Source organism: Microbacterium sp. ZW3a, assembly GCF_057167165.1.
Map to the genome: position 1 here is coordinate 2,144,874 of NZ_CM169903.1, position 15,717 is coordinate 2,160,590.

General features: G+C 69.4%; 14 protein-coding genes and 1 tRNA gene. 7 read left to right on the forward strand and 8 right to left on the reverse strand.

The window, feature by feature from the left end:
• The first annotated feature begins 9 nt into the window (after nt 1–9).
• The gene (locus ACU6WY_RS10110; RefSeq protein ID WP_483819536.1) at nt 10–2,910 is read left to right on the forward strand and encodes a TIM-barrel domain-containing protein; all 2,901 of its coding nucleotides are present in this window, start codon (nt 10–12) and stop codon (nt 2,908–2,910) included.
• Between the two features lie 134 nt (nt 2,911–3,044).
• Here the strand turns inward: ACU6WY_RS10110 and ACU6WY_RS10115 are convergent.
• The 4 genes from ACU6WY_RS10115 to galU form a co-directional block, all read right to left on the reverse strand.
• Nucleotides 3,045–3,117: transfer RNA gene (locus ACU6WY_RS10115), tRNA-Ala, on the reverse strand.
• 78 nt (nt 3,118–3,195) lie between these two features.
• Nucleotides 3,196–4,260: a large exoprotein gene (locus ACU6WY_RS10120; protein ID WP_483819537.1), complete on the reverse strand. Its 1,065-nt coding sequence runs from the start codon at nt 4,258–4,260 to the stop codon at nt 3,196–3,198.
• Between the two features lie 87 nt (nt 4,261–4,347).
• Nucleotides 4,348–4,971, reverse strand: coding sequence for a GNAT family N-acetyltransferase (locus tag ACU6WY_RS10125; protein WP_483819538.1), 624 nt, complete (start codon nt 4,969–4,971; stop codon nt 4,348–4,350).
• A gap of 14 nt (nt 4,972–4,985) precedes the next feature.
• Complete coding sequence (gene galU, locus ACU6WY_RS10130) at nt 4,986–5,876, reverse strand: UTP--glucose-1-phosphate uridylyltransferase GalU (protein ID WP_483819539.1); 891 nt, start codon at nt 5,874–5,876, stop codon at nt 4,986–4,988.
• 66 nt (nt 5,877–5,942) lie between these two features.
• Between galU and ACU6WY_RS10135 the strand changes: the two genes are divergently transcribed.
• The 3 genes from ACU6WY_RS10135 to mscL are packed head-to-tail and all read left to right on the forward strand — an operon-like array spanning nt 5,943 to nt 7,293.
• On the forward strand, nt 5,943–6,539 hold the full coding sequence (locus ACU6WY_RS10135) for a 5-formyltetrahydrofolate cyclo-ligase (protein ID WP_483819540.1): 597 nt from the start codon (nt 5,943–5,945) through the stop codon (nt 6,537–6,539).
• Nucleotides 6,540–6,558: 19 nt separating this feature from the next.
• Nucleotides 6,559–6,843, forward strand: coding sequence for an FmdB family zinc ribbon protein (locus tag ACU6WY_RS10140; RefSeq protein WP_483819541.1), 285 nt, complete (start codon nt 6,559–6,561; stop codon nt 6,841–6,843).
• Nucleotides 6,844–6,876: 33 nt separating this feature from the next.
• Nucleotides 6,877–7,293 carry a large conductance mechanosensitive channel protein MscL gene (gene mscL, locus ACU6WY_RS10145; RefSeq protein ID WP_483819542.1) on the forward strand — a complete coding sequence of 139 codons (417 nt, stop codon included), beginning with the start codon at nt 6,877–6,879 and terminating at the stop codon, nt 7,291–7,293.
• Between the two features lie 194 nt (nt 7,294–7,487).
• On the opposite strand, the gene ACU6WY_RS10150 is transcribed toward mscL, so the two are convergent.
• Complete coding sequence (locus tag ACU6WY_RS10150; RefSeq protein ID WP_483819543.1) at nt 7,488–7,754, reverse strand: hypothetical protein; 267 nt, start codon at nt 7,752–7,754, stop codon at nt 7,488–7,490.
• 5 nt (nt 7,755–7,759) lie between these two features.
• On the reverse strand, nt 7,760–11,470 hold the full coding sequence (locus ACU6WY_RS10155; RefSeq protein WP_483819544.1) for an AAA family ATPase: 3,711 nt from the start codon (nt 11,468–11,470) through the stop codon (nt 7,760–7,762).
• Between the two features lie 200 nt (nt 11,471–11,670).
• On the opposite strand from ACU6WY_RS10155, the gene ACU6WY_RS10160 reads away from it, so the two are divergent.
• Nucleotides 11,671–12,204, forward strand: coding sequence for a methylated-DNA--[protein]-cysteine S-methyltransferase (locus ACU6WY_RS10160; RefSeq protein WP_483819545.1), 534 nt, complete (start codon nt 11,671–11,673; stop codon nt 12,202–12,204).
• Nucleotides 12,205–12,327: 123 nt separating this feature from the next.
• Here ACU6WY_RS10160 and ACU6WY_RS10165 read toward each other — a convergent pair whose 3' ends face one another.
• A complete protein-coding gene (locus ACU6WY_RS10165; RefSeq protein WP_483819546.1) occupies nt 12,328–13,944 on the reverse strand; it encodes a solute symporter family protein in 1,617 nt (538 codons plus the stop codon).
• Complete coding sequence (locus ACU6WY_RS10170; protein WP_483819547.1) at nt 13,941–14,291, reverse strand: DUF485 domain-containing protein; 351 nt, start codon at nt 14,289–14,291, stop codon at nt 13,941–13,943. The genes ACU6WY_RS10165 and ACU6WY_RS10170 overlap by 4 nt, the downstream gene beginning before the upstream one ends.
• Nucleotides 14,292–14,430: 139 nt before the next feature.
• Here ACU6WY_RS10170 and ACU6WY_RS10175 point away from each other — a divergent pair, with 139 nt between their 5' ends.
• Together ACU6WY_RS10175 and ACU6WY_RS10180 are read left to right on the forward strand one after the other, a co-directional pair.
• Nucleotides 14,431–15,282 carry a helix-turn-helix transcriptional regulator gene (locus ACU6WY_RS10175; protein WP_483819548.1) on the forward strand — a complete coding sequence of 284 codons (852 nt, stop codon included), beginning with the start codon at nt 14,431–14,433 and terminating at the stop codon, nt 15,280–15,282.
• Between the two features lie 123 nt (nt 15,283–15,405).
• On the forward strand, nt 15,406–15,690 hold the full coding sequence (locus ACU6WY_RS10180; RefSeq protein ID WP_483819549.1) for a Fe-S cluster assembly protein HesB: 285 nt from the start codon (nt 15,406–15,408) through the stop codon (nt 15,688–15,690).
• Nucleotides 15,691–15,717 lie beyond the last annotated feature (27 nt).

The window sequence follows — 15,717 nt, forward strand, 5'->3', positions numbered from 1 at the left end:
CTGACTCCCATGCACACCGTTCCTCTGCGACGACGCGTCGCTGTTCTCGTCACGGCCGCACTGGCGGCCTCGGCCCTCACCGCCGTCGGGGGTGCCTACGACATCGAACCGGCAGCCGCGGCGCCCCTCGGCGTCCAGCGGGCGCAGTTCACCCTCGGATCGAGCTACCTCGTGGTCGAGGTACTCGACGACGACCTCGTGCATTTCGAGCTCGCCGGGGGCGGAACCCCTCCGGGCACGGTATCCCCCGTGTTCACGACGCCGCAGGTCGACAAGTCCGACTACGCCGGACCCGACGTGTACTCGCTCACCGGTTCGGTCATCGAGACCTCCGATCTGCGGGTGTCGGTGGCACCGACGACGCTCTGTGTCACCACGACCGACATCACCCGCACACCGGAGCTGGTGCTGCAGACGTCGTGCCCCGCCGACCTCGGGCAGGCGTGGAAGGGGCTGAACATCACGAAGTCGTCGATGGAGAACGCCTACGGCCTCGGCCAGCAGTTCTTCACGGGCGGCAGTTCCGACGGCGACTGGGTGGGCCGCACGCGCACGCCCGGCGGCACCTACGGGAACGCGATGGTCTACGACTCGGAAAACGGCCCGGTAGGCAACACGCAGATCCCCGTCCTGTTCGCCGTCGGTGACGACAACGCCAACTACGGCCTCTTCGTCGACCAGCTCTACAAGCAAGAGTGGAACCTCACCGGAGACCCGTGGACGATGCGCACCTGGGGCGACCAGGTGCGCTGGTACGTGATGTCGGGCCCCGACCTCCCCGACCTGCGCCAGGACTACATGGAGCTCACGGGCACACCGCCCGTTCCGCCGAAGAAGGCGTTCGGGCTGTGGGTGTCGGAGTTCGGCTACGACAGCTGGGCCGAGGTCGATGACACGATCGCCGGCCTGCGGTCAGCCGACTTCCCCGTCGACGGCGTGATGCTCGACGTGCAGTGGTTCGGCGGCGTCGCCGCAAACTCCGACAACACCCGGATGGGAACTCTCGACTGGGACACCAGCACGTTCCCCTCCCCCGCCTCGAAGATCGCCTCACTCTCGGCCGACGGCGTGGGCGTCATTCCCATCGAGGAGTCGTACATCGGCAAGAACCTGCCCGAGCACGCCGACATGGCCGCCGACGGTTACCTCGTGAGGTCGGGCTGCGCCACCTGCGCACCGGTGTATCTCACCGGAAACCCGTGGTGGGGCAAGGGCGGAATGATCGATTGGACCCAGCCGGCGGCGGGAGCCGCCTGGCACGACGACCAACGTCAGCACCTGATCGACGAGGGTGTGACGGGTCACTGGCTCGACCTCGGCGAGCCCGAGATGTACGACGCGAACGACTGGACCGGCGGCGTGCTGCCCGGCAAGAACGCGCACGCCGACTACCACAACGCGTACAACCTGCTCTGGGCCGAGAGCATCGCCGACGGCTACGAGCGCAACAGTGAGCAAGCCCGGCCGTTCCTGTTGTCGCGCGCCGCAGCCGGCGGCATCCAACGTCACGGCACGGCAATGTGGTCGGCCGACATCGGTTCGACGATGAAGGCGTTGGCCTCGCAGCAGAACACGCAGATGCACATGTCGATGTCGGGCATCGACTATTACGGCTCGGATGTCGGGGGCTTCCGCCGCGAGATGCTCGACAGTGATCCAGACGAGCTGTACACGCAGTGGTTTGCGAACAGTGCCTGGTTCGACACTCCCCTCCGCCCGCACACCGAGAACCTCTGCAACTGCCTCGAGACGAGCCCGGATGCCATCGGCGACGAGGCCAGCAACCGCGAGAACCTGCAGCGCCGGTACGAGTTGGCGCCCTACTACTACTCGCTCGCCCACCGGGCCAGCCAGAACGGGGAGCCGCTGGCTCCGCCGCTCGTGTACTACTACCAGAACGACGACACCGTGCGAGAGATGGGGCACGAGAAGATGCTCGGCCGCGACCTCCTCGTCGCGATCGTCGCCGGAGAGGGCGAGCGCCAACGCGACGTCTACCTGCCGGCCGGTGAGTGGGTCGACGTGCACACGAACGAGCGCATCTCCAGCACCGGTCAATGGATCGAAGACGTGCCCCTGTGGCGAAACGGCGTGTTCACCCTTCCCGCCTACGCGCGTTCGGGAGCGATCATTCCGAAGGCGTTCGTCGATGCCGAGACCAAAGACATCACGGGCAAGCGGTCGGACACGACCGTTCACAACGAGCTCATCGCCACCGTGTACGCCGACGACACCGCGAGCGACTTCACGCTGTACGAAGACGATGGCGCCACGACGGCGTACGAGAGTGGCGCTGTGCGCACGACACAGATCAGCCAGGTGACCTCCGGCAGCACCGCATCGGTGACGGTCGGCGCCTCCTCGGGCAGCTACACCGGTGCGCCGTCGGCGCGACCCACCGTGGTCGAGCTGGTGACCGACGGAAGTCACGCGTCGGCGGTGTCACTCGGCGGCGCCGCACTGACCCAGCACGCCACCAAGGCCGCCTTCGACGCGGCCGCCAGCGGTTGGTACAACGCCGGCGGCAGCCTCGTCGTGGCGAAAGCAGCCAGCAGCGCGGTGACGAGTGCGAAGACGTTCTCGTTCACCCTCGGTCAGGAAGCTTCGTGGGCCACGTTCGCCTGTGAGAACGGGACGACCACGTTCGGCCAATCGGTCTATGTCGTGGGCAGCATCCCTCAGCTGGGCAATTGGTCGCCGGCCAGCGCGGTCAAACTGACCCCCAGCGGCTATCCGACGTGGACCGGCGTCGTCGAGGGGCTGCCGCCCTCGACCACGATCGAATGGAAGTGCATCAAGCGGCAAGAAGTCGGCTTCCCGAACACGGCGGATGCGTGGGAGCCGGGCGGCAATAACGTCCTCGTGACTCCCCCGTACGGATCAGCGGGGATCACGACCGGCGCGTTCTGAGGCGGCGGGCGGTCGCGCGCCCCAAGTGACGCGAGCGTCGAGGAAGTGCTCATGGAGCCGTTCGCCCGCATCGTCCCCGCGAGCGAAACAAGCAACGGCGCCTCTCCCGAGAGAGAGGCGCCGTTGTGAGGCTGTGGACCTGAGGGGATTCGAACCCCTGACCTCCTCGATGCGAACGAGGCGCGCTACCAACTGCGCCACAGGCCCGGACAACTCCACAACACTATCACGCGACCCTCGATCCGCCCGACCCGGCCAACGACCCGGGCGTGCCGTCCGTAGGGACTACTGACCCGATGCGCGCCGCTCGAGAAGCTGACGCACGTGGTCTTCGATCTCGGCGTCGTCCACGTAGCCCATCGCCGCGTACGGCGAGGGCGTCGGACGCGAAGCCTGTGCCGCCGGACGTACCGTCTCGATCGGCGTGGGCGCCTCGGCTGCGGCGATCTCTCGCGCCACCTGCTCGCGGGCGGCCGCGCGCAGCGCCTCCCGCGCCAGCTGCTCGTCGACCACCGCGGCGGCGCGTGAGCCGGCCGAGGCGACGAGAGGACGAGGAAGCTCCCGCGGCGTCCACGTCGGACGCGGGGCGGGAGCCGGGGCGGAGAAGTCCTGCACCTCGACGACGGCACGCGGCACGCTCGTCACGGCCGGACGTGCCACCGCCCGGGCGGCGACGCGGGATAGGCGATGGAGCACGATCGAGGCGAGCACGATCAGCGCTCCCCCGGTGATGAGGAGGAGGGGGGCCGCGCCGGCGCTCACCTGTATGCCACCGACGACGGCTGCGACAAGACCGGCCAGTGCGACAACAGTCGTGCCGAGACGAAACCGCCGACGCGCACGGGCACGACGGAGTTCAGGACGCGCAACGGCCGCCGCACGCTCGGCGTGGGCGCGCTCGACAGCCTCGGCCTGCTCGGCACGCGTCTTCTCGAGCGCGGCGGCTCGCTCGGCCTTGGCCACCTCGAGGGCGGCGATGCGCTCGGCGCGCGCCAACTCGAGGGCGGCGGCGCGCTGCTCTTTGACGAGGTCGCGGTCGCGAGCCGCTTCGAGGCGCGCGACCTCGAGACGGGCCTTCGCCTCGGCGAGTTCGACCTGCGCCTTCTGAGACTGCACCTGTCGCGCGAGCTTCGTCTGCTGATGAGCCGTGCGAGCGGTCAGTTCGAGGTGAACCTCGCGCGGCGTCTCCGCCGTCTCGGCGAGCACGCGCAACGCTTGGTTCAGGCGGACGGCGTTGCGCTCCGCCGATGTGAAACGGTGGCGGCTCTGCCAGGAGGGCAGGAGGTAGACCAGCCACAGTGCGACCGCGACGAAGACGATCACCCCGCCGCCGAGAACCTGTCCACCCATGGCATAACGGTAGGTCACGCCGAGGTCACACCTCGGCATCCCTCCGCGTGTCGCACGCGGGTTTCTGCCGATTCGCCGGCGGGTGTGTCAGAGCCGATCGCCGGGCGGCACGCGGGCGGCATCCGGAGGCACCTGACCTCGCTCCCACCGGTCGAGAACGCCGTGCGGAACCTCTTCGCGCACCAGGGCGAACGCGTAGTGGTCGCGCCAGTCGCCGTCGATGTGGATGTACCGCCGCCGCAGCCCCTCGTACCGGAATCCGAGCTTCTCGACCACGCGAAGACTGGCGTGATTTTCGGGCCGGATGCAAATCTCGACGCGGTGGAGGTTCAGCGCGGTGAAGCACACGTCGGTGGCCATCGCGACGCTGATCGTGGTGATGTTCCGGCCGGCGAAGCCCTCGGCGACCCAGTACCCGATCGTCGCTGAGGCCAGCGACCCCCGCGAGACCCCCCAGACGTTGAGCTGCCCGGCGACCTCGTCGCCCCACTCCATGACGAAGGGGACGCCGAGGCCGTCACGGTACTGCTGCAGAAGTCGGCGGATGCCCAGCCGCATGTCGAACGACACCGGCCCGTCGGGGCTCGTGGCCTCCCACGGCCGCAACCACGAGCGGTTGTCGATCAGCTGCTGCTGAAGAACGCGCGCGTCGCGGTTGCGGATGAGGCGGATCGACACCTCGCCGTGCCGTCGTGGGACGGAGAGATCCATGGCATCCCGTCGGGTCACAGACCCGCCGCGAACTCCTTGAACCAGGGACGCAGGGCGGGGCCCAGGTCTTCACGGTCGGAGGCGAGCTGCACGATGGCCTTGATGTAGTCGACGCGGTCGCCGGTGTCGTAGCGACGCCCGCGGAAGACGACGCCGTACACGCCGCCGCCGTCTCCGCCGCCGTTCGCGAGCTCTTCGAGCGCGTCGGTCAGCTGGATCTCGCCACCCTTGCCGGGTTCGGTGTGCTCCAGGATGCCGAACACGTCGGGCCCCAGAACGTACCGGCCGATGATGGCGAGGTTGGAGGGGGCGTCTTCGGCCTTCGGCTTCTCGACGAGCTTGGTGACCTTGACCACGCCCTCGTCGTCGGTCGGCTCGACCGCCGCGACACCGTAGAGGTGGATGTGCTCGGGGTCGACCTCCATGAGGGCGATCACCGTGGCGTTGCGCTTGTCGTACTCCTCCATCATCGTGGTGAGGAGGGGGTCGCGCTCGTCGATCAGGTCGTCGCCGAGGAGCACGGCGAAGGGGTGGTCGCCGACGTGGCTGCGCGCGCGGAGCACGGCGTGGCCGAGGCCCTTCGGCTCGCCCTGGCGGACCATGTGGACGTCGGCGAGATCGGACGAGTGCTCGACCTTGGCGAGCTTGTCGTGGTCGCCCTTCTCGCGCAGCTTGGTCTCGAGCTCGGGCATGGAGTCGAAGTGGTTGGCGATGTTGTTCTTGTTGCGCCCGATGATGATGAGGACGTCTTGAATACCCGCCTCCGTGGCCTCTTCGACCACGTATTGGATGGCGGGCTTATCGACGACCGGCAGCATCTCTTTGGGCATGGCCTTGGTGGCCGGGAGGAAGCGAGTACCGAGTCCAGCGGCCGGGATCACGGCCTTGAAGGGCTTATGAGGCATGCGCATACCTTACTGGTGTCGTACGACAGCTCTGTTACCGCTTTCGCTCGCACGTACACTTACTGCATGCCCGACAGCATCGAGCAGGCCAAACGCGCACTCCGCGCCGATCTTCGCGAACGACGCCAGACCGTTTCGGCTCACGGACTCGAAGCGGCTGAGGCTGGCGTCAAAGAACAGCTCGACGCCCTCGTCGACCGGCTCGGCGCCCGCAGCATCTCGTGCTTCCTCTCCACGCCGACCGAACCCGGCACCCACGCCTTCGTGCTCGGCGCCGTGGAACGTGGCATCCGGGTCCTCCTCCCCATCACGCGGGACGACGGTCTGCTCGATTGGACCGAGGCCACTCCCGATGCCCAGATCGCCGAGGGCCTGTTCGGCCTCCCCGAGCCCGTGGGCGATGTGCTCGGGCCGATCGCGGTCAACGACGTCGATCTCCTCGTCATCCCGGCCGCCGCCGTCGACCAGCACGGCATGCGCCTGGGCTGGGGTCGGGGATACTTCGACAAGACCATCGGCTCGATGGAGAAGTGCCCCCCGGTCTACGCCGTGATCTTCGACTCCGAGTTCGTCGACGACGTGCCGCGCGACGTGCACGATCAGCCCGTCTCCGGCGTCGTCACCCCCACGCGGACGGTCGCCATCGACCGCTCCGCCGTCTGAACACCCGAAGGAACCCGACATGCCCACCTACTCCTACGCCTGCAAGCAGTGCGGTCACCGCTTCGACGCGGTGCAGTCGTTCTCCGACGCCGCCCTCACCGAATGCCCCGAGTGCGGCGGCGAGGTGCGCAAGCAGTACGGTTCGATCGGCGTGACCTTCAACGGCTCGGGCTTCTACCGCACCGATTCGCGCAGCGGCGGCTCGAATGGGTCGTCCTCCGGCGCGGCATCCGGATCCTCCGGCGGATCTTCGACATCATCGTCCTCGGAATCGACGAAGACCGCGTCCGCCTCGGCATCCTGACTCTTGCGTGACGCGGCGAAAGGGAGCCCCGTCATGATCCAGGGATTCAAGGAGTTCATCCTCCGCGGAAACGTCATCGACCTCGCGGTGGCCGTCGTCATCGGCGCGGCCTTCAGCGCGGTGGTCAACGCCATCGTGAGCGCGATCATTAACCCGCTTATCGCGGTGTTCTACGTGCCGAATGAGAACGGTCAGTTCGGGCCGAGCATCACGGGTCTGTACGGCCAGACCGTCACCTTCCCGCTCGGGGCGCTCCTGACCGCGGTCATCAGCTTCTTCGCCGTCGCCCTGGTGGTCTACTTCGTGTTCGTCTTCCCGATGAACCGCTGGAAGGCCCGCGCGGCCGCCCGCGCCGGCGTCGACGAGAAGAGCGACGAACCGACGCTGCCCACCGAGCAAGAGCTGCTGATGCAGATCCGCGACCTGCTGGAGCGCCAGCCGCGCGCCTGAGGCGTGCCCCCGCGACCTGCCGGCCCCAGCGCGCGACGGTGGGTGGTCCGCGGGTCTCCCCGCGATAAACGCGATCTGCGATCAGAAACGCGCGCTGAACGCGTTCCTCGACGTAGATCGCGTTTATCGCGGAGGGGGCGGGCGGGCGGGCGGGCGGTGGGCGACGGGCACCGCGCGCGTGCGGGCAGCCCGAATCAGTAGTGCGGCGGGACGTCGCGCAGCAGCTGGGCGTCGTTCGGCCCGGATGCCGCGGGCGCGGCGGCGCGCTCCCGGGTGCGGTCGTCTGCCGGCACCGGCTCCGCACTCGTCCCCGGGGCCGGCAGAAGACGCGCGCGGCGTGCCCCCCGCACCTTCACGATCGGCTGGCGCTCGCGCGCCCCGTCGCTCTGGGCGGCGCCCAGGGCCGCCGCTCGATCGGCGTCACCGGCGGCGGAGCCGGTGGCATCCGGGGTCTCGCTCATGCCGCTCAGCCGGGGAAGTCGAGCGGCTCGGTCGTGGTTCCCGGCTCAGCGGCGTCGTCGGAAGCGACGCCGAGGAGACCCGCGATCCGGGATGCCACGCCCGCCGGGTCGCTGTAGAGATCGAACGCGTGCACGCGCACGTAGTGCCAGCCGAGACGGCGCAGGATCTGCGGCCGCAGGCGCAGGGTTTCCCGCAGCGACTCGCCGATCGTCTCGGGGTCGCTCTCGGCTACGACGGCCTTGCCCCCGTAGCGCGCGACGAGCGGCAGCAGACCACGGTAATCGAGGTCGACCTCGATGCCCAGGCGGCGCAACTCGCGCGCGAGGGCGCGGGTGAGCGGGTCGGCGAGGTCTTCGAGGCGCGCATCGCGGTCACGACCGGCGACGCTCCCGAGGATCCCCATGAGGGTCGCGGCGCCGTGCTCGAGTCGACCGTCGTCGAAGGACGAGGGCCGGATCGACGACACGATGACCATCGACCGCCGCGCGCGCGTCATCCCGACGGTCAGCAGACGCTCTCCGTCGGGGGTCGACAGGTCGCCGAAATCGCTGAGCACACGCCCGTGGCGGGTGAGCCCGAAACCGAGCGAGAACACCACGCGATCGCGGCTCTCGGCCACCGACTCCTCGAGGGTGAGCACGGCGAACGGCTCCGCGGCATCCCGGGCGACGAACGCCGCGACGTCGGAGCGTCCCGCGAGCGCCGCCTCGACCGCGGCCCGCACGCGTTCAGCGTGCTTGCGGCTGGCTGTGACGACCATGAGCGACTCGGACGCGCGGTTCACCGCGTGCTCGACGACGAGCGTGACCACGCGCGCGACCTCGGCGCCGGGGCTCTCGACGGCACCGCTCACGGGGTCGGGCACGCCCACGCCGTTCTCGACGTAGTCGACGCTCAGGCTCCCGCGGCCGAGGTACGAACCGGCCCACGGGAGCGAGACGATCTCGCCACCGTAGAACGCGTCGTTGACCAGCTGGGCGAGGTCTTCGCCGCCCGCGCGGTAGCTGCGGGTGAGCGTCTCTACCGGGAGCAGTTCCGCGATGCGCTCGAAGACCGAGACCTCGTCGAAGGGCACGTCGTCGGCGTCATCGTTCGAGACGAGTGCGCTGGACGCGCTCACGCGGAACGGGGTGGGCTTCTGCACGACGGGATCACCGAACAGCACCACCTGGCGCGCGCGGCGCAGCGCCGGCGCGGCCTCGGCCAGGCACAGTGCGGCCGCGTCGGCGATGATCACGACATCGAACCCGAGGTCGCTCGGGACGTCGGGCACTTCGTACGGCGACGCGAGCCACACGGGAGCGAGCGTGCGCAGCAGCGTGGGCGCGGCATCCGAGATCTCCTGGGCCGTGTGCAGCCCGTCTTTCAGCGTGCGCTTGAGAGCCGCGGCCTCATCGGCGTGGTCGACGATGCCGATGCGCCACTGCTTCGCCAGCTCGGCCGCCAGCAACGGGCCGGCCGCCGCGGCGTGGGCCTCGTCGACGAGACGGAAATCGCGTTCGAGCCGGTCGACGACGCTGGTATTGGCCCCCAGCAGCGCACGGTCGGTGCGCAGGAGGTGCTCCAGGGCCGACTGCCACCACGCGAACTCGAGTTCGTCGCCGACCCGGTTCTCGGGAACGTGTCGCACGGAGAGTTCGACGAGCAGCTGCTCGAGCCCGAGACGGGCGAGCTCGCTGCGCAGCTGGGCGCGCTCGACGAGGTTGTCGAAGACAGCCGACTCCGCGGCCAGGCCCGCGAGCGTGCGCACGAGCACCTGGACGGGCAGCGTCGCCAGGCGCTCGGAACCCTGGCGACCGAGGATCTGATCGAGTTCGCCGAGAAGCGCGTCGACCCGCTGCCACCCCACGTGCACATCGGCCAGGCCCAGAGGCACCTCGGGTGTCACGCCCGCCTCGACCACGCGCTGCCACTCGGTGCGCTGCTGCTGGATGCGCACGAGCGCCTCGTACATGTCGGGCACGTGCACGCCCGGGCGCACGTACTCCTTCGACAGACGGCGCAGGCGTCGGCGGTTCGGACCGCTCATCGGCGAGGCATCACGGCGCGGCGAGTGCGCGTCGATGAGTTCGCCGAGCGGCCGCTCGAACACCGAAGGGCTGAATCGGTCGAGCGACTCGCGGATGCCCTGGAGCAGCTTGAGGTACGCGCCCAGTTCCGACACCGTCTGGAAGGGCCGCATGCGCGTCTGCGCGATGAGCTCGTACCCGCGCTCGAGCAGCCGCGGCACGTCTTGCGCGTGCAGCTTGCCGGCGAGGTCATGGGCCGCGCGGGCGTCTTCCGTTCGCGTGAAGCTCACTCCGTACCACGGCGAGTCATCGGGGCCGAAGCGGAACTCCCCCAGCCGCGCGGCGGTCGCCAGCGCCTTCGCGGCGGCATCGCGACGGCCCGCCAGACGCTCGAGCGTGGCGAAGTCGAAGCGCGCGGCGGTCGAGGGAGCCGGAGAGACGGATGCCAGGGCCGTCAGCGCGCGCAAGACGTCGAGCGCGGAGACCCCCAAGGCCAGGTGCGGCTCGGTGACGGCAGAGCGGTAGTCGCGCAGCACGGAGCGCAGGCGGACGAGCGCGTCGTCGATCTCGGAGACCTTCGGCTGCTCCGCCTTTTCATTGCGCCCGATCGCGCGGATGAGGTCACGCCTCACGTGGTTCGGCGAGACGGCGAGGCCGGTCAGCCCGACACCCGCCAAGCGGTGACGGATGCCGTCGAGCGTCGAGCGGCGGGCACTGACGACGAGCACGCGCTTACCGGCGTGCACGACCTGGCCGATCGCGTTGATGACCGTCTGCGTGCCACCGGTGCCGGGGAGAGTGTGCACCGCGAGGGAATGGCCAGCCGCGATCCGCGCGAGCACCCGCTCTTGTTCGGCGTCGGCGTCGAGCAGGAGCGTGTCGGCCGCGGGAGCCCGCTCGTCGGGGCTCGTCACGACCGGATCGGCGCGACGGACCGTGATGCGCGCACGATCGTCGGGGTGGCCCGCGAGGGCGTTCAAGAGAGTGTCGTCGAGATGCTGAGTGTCGCGCGCCATGCCCGAACTCACGTCGGCGAAGGACGAGATCACCAACCGCGGGTGCACGACGAAGGTGGGCACGTGAGTGGTGAGGCGTCGTAGATGGTCGATGACCGGCTGCGGCTTGAACACGCCCTGGTCGTAGGCGAGGCCCGCGAGCGCCGTGCTGTCGATCTGGATACCCAGGTGCGTGCGGAACGCGCGCGCCAACTCAGGGTTCATCACGAACGCCCCGTGGAGCTTGAGCTCGAAGTCGCCGTTGTGCCGCCGGATGGCGAGCGGGCGAAGGAGCACGGGAGAGGACCACTCCACTCCCCCGATCTTCCACGCGGCGAGTCCGACGGCGAGGTGGACCGGCTCGAGACCGCGCGCCGTGCGCAGTTCGACGTTCTTCGCCGTGATGCGCTCCGCCGCCAGGCGCGCCGTGCGCAATGCCACCTCGTCGCGGAAGAGGTTGGACAGCAGCGTCGCGCGCCCCGTGATGAACTGCGGCAGGGATCCGGGATGGGCCTTGGTGATGTCGATGCCGGCGTCGAGCGCGTCGTCGAACCGCAGCAAAGTGGATCGCCCGCCGAGGGCGGCGGCTTCGGCTCGGATGCGGTCGCGTTCGGGGTCGGCGACGTGGCGGACCACGATGCCGGGTTCCGACAGTCGCAGCTCGCCCGGATCGATCGACGACGTCGGAACGTCGCCCTCGGCGCCTATCACGACGCCCTCCTCAGCTCGCCACACACCTGCCAGACTAGGCCGGGTACCCCGGGTTGAGCTGTAGTGGGGCCGAGTTTCGCGGGATTGCGCGACACGCCGGGCCTACCGGCACTTCCTCCCCAGCCGGGGGATTCGCGGAACCGTCCCCCGATTCGGTGCGAGTCCCGGCGGGCTGAGGCGGGCGTGATGAGGATGAAGCAATGAGCACAGTCACCAGCACCGTCTATGACGCCCCGTTCGCCCCGATCCTCCTGACCTTCGTCGACGACGCCCTCGTCCATCTGGACGTCGCCCACGACGGTCTCGATGTCGCGCGCGCCTCGGTCGCGCTCCGCCTGGGGGTCGCTCCCGACCCCGATCCCGGGCCGGGCCGCGAGGCCGTGGCGCAACTCGACGACTACTTCGCCGGCCGACGTCGTCACTTCGAGATCGCCCTGGACTGGCGCCTGGTGAACGGCTTCACCCGCGCCGCTCTCGAAGCCACGCGCCGCATCCCCTACGGCGAGGTGGCCTCGTACGGCGAGGTCGCGATCATGGCCGAGTCGCCGGGAGCAGCCCGCGCGGTGGGCACCGCCTGCGCGAACACCCCGTTCTCGATCATCGTTCCGGTGCACCGCGTGGTGCGGGCCGACGGCTCGATCGGCGAGTACGGCGGGCATCCGGAGGTGAAGCACTTCCTTCTCGATCTCGAGAACGATGTCGTCTTCGGGGAGCGTTTGCGCGAACCGGCGTGAGCGGCGTCCGCGCCCGTTCGCCTCGCGCGAGTGGCCGGAACGCCCTCCCGCGGGCGTCGCCGCGGCGCGCGAGCATGACGGTGCCCGGTCCGGGGCGAACCCCGGACCGGGCGAGCGGAACGATCAGTGGCTGGACGCCTTTTCCGCGCCGAAGCCGGTGAGCGAGCGAACGTCCATCTCGGCCGCCTTGCGCGGATCCTCCGGCCGGCTCGACATGATCGACCCCAGCCACCCGAGCAGGAAGCCGAGCGGAATCGAGACGATGCCGGGGTTGTTCAGCGGCCAGATCGCCACCCCCGTGTTGGCGAAGACGCTCGTGGGCGTGCCCCAGAACACCGGTGACAGCAGGATCAGCAGGAGCGCCGATCCGAGGCCGCCGTACATGCTCCACACCGCGCCGCGCGTGGTGAAGCGGCGCCAGAAGAGCGAGTACAGGATGGTCGGCAAGTTCGCCGAGGCGGCGACCGCGAAGGCCAGCGCCACGAGGAACGCCACGTTCTGCCCCTGCACGCCGATGCCGCCGACGATCGCGAGGATGCCGATGACGATGACGGTGCGCCGGGCGACCTTCACCTCGCCGTCGGGCGGGACGTTGCCCTTCTTGACGACGTTGGCGTAGATGTCATGTGCGAACGACGCCGCGGCGGTGATCGTGAGCCCCGCCACGACCGCGAGGATCGTCGCGAAGGCCACCGCCGAGATGAATCCCAGCAGGATCGGCCCGCCGAGGGCCAGGGCCAGCAGCGGCGCGGCCGCGTTGACTCCGCCGGGGGCGGCGAGGATGGCCTCGGAGCCGACCAGCGCACCCGCGCCGTAGCCGAGCACGAGAGTGAGGATGTAGAAGAGGCCAATGAGCCAGATGGCCCACACGACCGAGCGGCGAGCCTCTTTCGCCGTCGGCACGGTGTAGAAGCGCATCAGCACGTGCGGCAGACCCGCGGTACCGAGCACGAGTGCCAGGGCGAGCGAGATGAAGTCCCACGGGTTGGCGCCGTACTGCAGGCCCGGCCCGAGGATCGCTTCGCCCTTGGGCGACGCGGCCACCGCGCTCTCGAGCAGGGTGTTGAGGTTGAACCCGTTGATCGCCAGCACCCAGATCGTCATCACGACGGCTCCGCCGATGAGGAGGAACGCCTTGACGATCTGCACCCACGTGGTGCCCTTCATCCCGCCGATGAGCACGTAGACGATCATCAGCACGCCCACCACGGCGACGACGACCGACTGACCGACCCGCTCGGTGATGCCCAGGAGCAGCGACACCAGTCCGCCCGCACCGGCCATCTGCGCGAGGAGGTAGAAGAAGCACACCGCGAGCGTGGTGATCGCCGCAGCCATGCGCACCGGCCGCTCCTTCAAACGGAACGACAGCACGTCGGCCATCGTGAACTTGCCCGTGTTGCGCATGAGTTCGGCGACCAGGAGGAGGGCGACGAGCCACGCCACGAGGAATCCGATCGAGTACAGGAACCCGTCGTACCCGTTGATCGCGATCGCGCCGACGATGCCGAGGAACGATGCCGCCGACAGGTAGTCGCCGGCGATCGCGAAGCCGTTTTGCGGGCCGGTGAACGAGCGACCGGCCGCGTAGTAGTCGGCGGCGGTTTTACTGTTGCGGCTGGCGCGGATGACGATGAACAGCGTCACCGCGACGAACGCCCCGAAGATCGAGATATTGAGAACGGGGTTGTTCTCGACCGTCTGAACAGCGGCGTGCACGGTACCGAAGACCTCGTTCATGCCTCACCCCGCTCGATGCGTTCGAGGTCGACCCGCAGCTGTTCGGCGACCGGGTCGAGACGGCGGTTGGCGTACGCGACGTACCCCATCGTGATGGCGAACGTCGTGACGAACTGCCCGAGTCCGAACACGAGCCCAACGGTGATCGCCCCGAACACCGGCTGCGCCATGAACGCCGGGGCGAACGACGACAGCAGCACGTAGACGAAATACCAGACGAGGAACGCCACCGCCATCGGGAAGACGAAGCTGCGTTGGCGCTTCTTCAGCTCTTGGAACGGTGCGGACTCCTCGACCGCGATGTAGTCGACGCCGCGACCGGCGCCGTCGATCCTTCTGTCCGTCATGTGGCCTCCTTGCCTCATGAGACCGGCGCAGCGGTGCGCCGGAGGGGGAAATAGACCGGGTCGGCGAACCAATCCCGGTGGTAAGGTCGACGCTACGAAAGGCGGCGACGAGGCCGTCACCCCCGGAAGTAGGTAGTTCGTGGGAGCACCGGCTGTACTCCGAGACGACGCGACGCTTGTTTCGCACGCCGTCGCTGAGCTCGCCCGCCGCACGAACTTCCCGGTTGCCTTCGGTGGCCTCGAACGCGACGGCGCCGTGCATGTCTCCACGATCGTCGGCGCCCGCACGCGCAGCATCGAGGGACTCGTCGTGCACGCTCAGCGCGGCCTCGGCGGTCGTGCCCTCGTCGAGCGACGGCCACGCCTCGCGTTGGACTACCGCACCGCGCGCACGATCACGCACGACTACGACCGCGCGATCCTCGGCGAAGGGATCGCCACGCTGTTCGCCGTTCCCGTTCTCGTCAGCGGCAGCGCCCGCGGCGTGCTGTACTGCGGCTCCTGGGCGCAGGCACCACTCGGCGAGCGCGAGGCGCGCCCCGCGTTCGACGTGGCCGGCGAATTGGGCACCGAGCTGCGGGTGCGCGACGAGGTCGACCGGCGGCTCGCCGCCTCGTCACCGGGCGATGACGGCCTGAGCACCGGCGTGCGCGAAGAGATTCGGCAGAGCTACGCGCAATTGCGCAGCATCGCCGCCACCGTCGGCGACGAGGGGGTACGCCGCCGCCTCGAAGAGCTCGAGTCCCGCCTCGCCGCGCTCTCGGGCGATGCCCCCGCCGACCCCCAGGGTGCCGGCATCCATCTCTCGCGCCGTGAGACCGACGTGCTCGCGTGCGCGGCCGTGGGCGCGACGAACGGCGAGATCGCGGCATCCCTGAACCTGCGCGAGACGACCGTGAAGTCGTACCTCGCCTCTGCGATGTCGAAGCTGGATGCCTCGACCCGCCACGCCGCGGTCGCTCGCGCGCGCCGGGCCGGTCTTCTGCCCTGATCTCGAGGGCAGGCGCCGCCTGGCTCCTTGGGAATCCCCTGGCAATGACCGCGAGAGGTTGAGACCGCGGCGCATTCTCGGAATCGTGGCTGGCCCCTGACGTCGACACAGAAGGAGAGCCACATGCTGACGCTCACTGAAGAGGCCACCACCGCCGTCAAGACCATCGCCGCCCAGCTGCCGGAGGCCGCCCAGGGCGGTGTGCGCATCGAGGGTGCCGGTTCCCCCGAATCGCAGTTCCGCCTGTCGGTCGTCGACGGGCCCGAGCCCGAGGACGCCGTCGTGGAGAAGTCCGGCGCCCGCGTCTTCCTCGACGCCGACGCCGCCCAGGTGCTCGATGACCGCGTGCTCGACGCGCAGGTCGACGGGCAAGGATCGGTGCAGTTCGCCGTCACCACCCCGGCCTGACCGCCGTCGTCGATGCCCCGGCCCGAG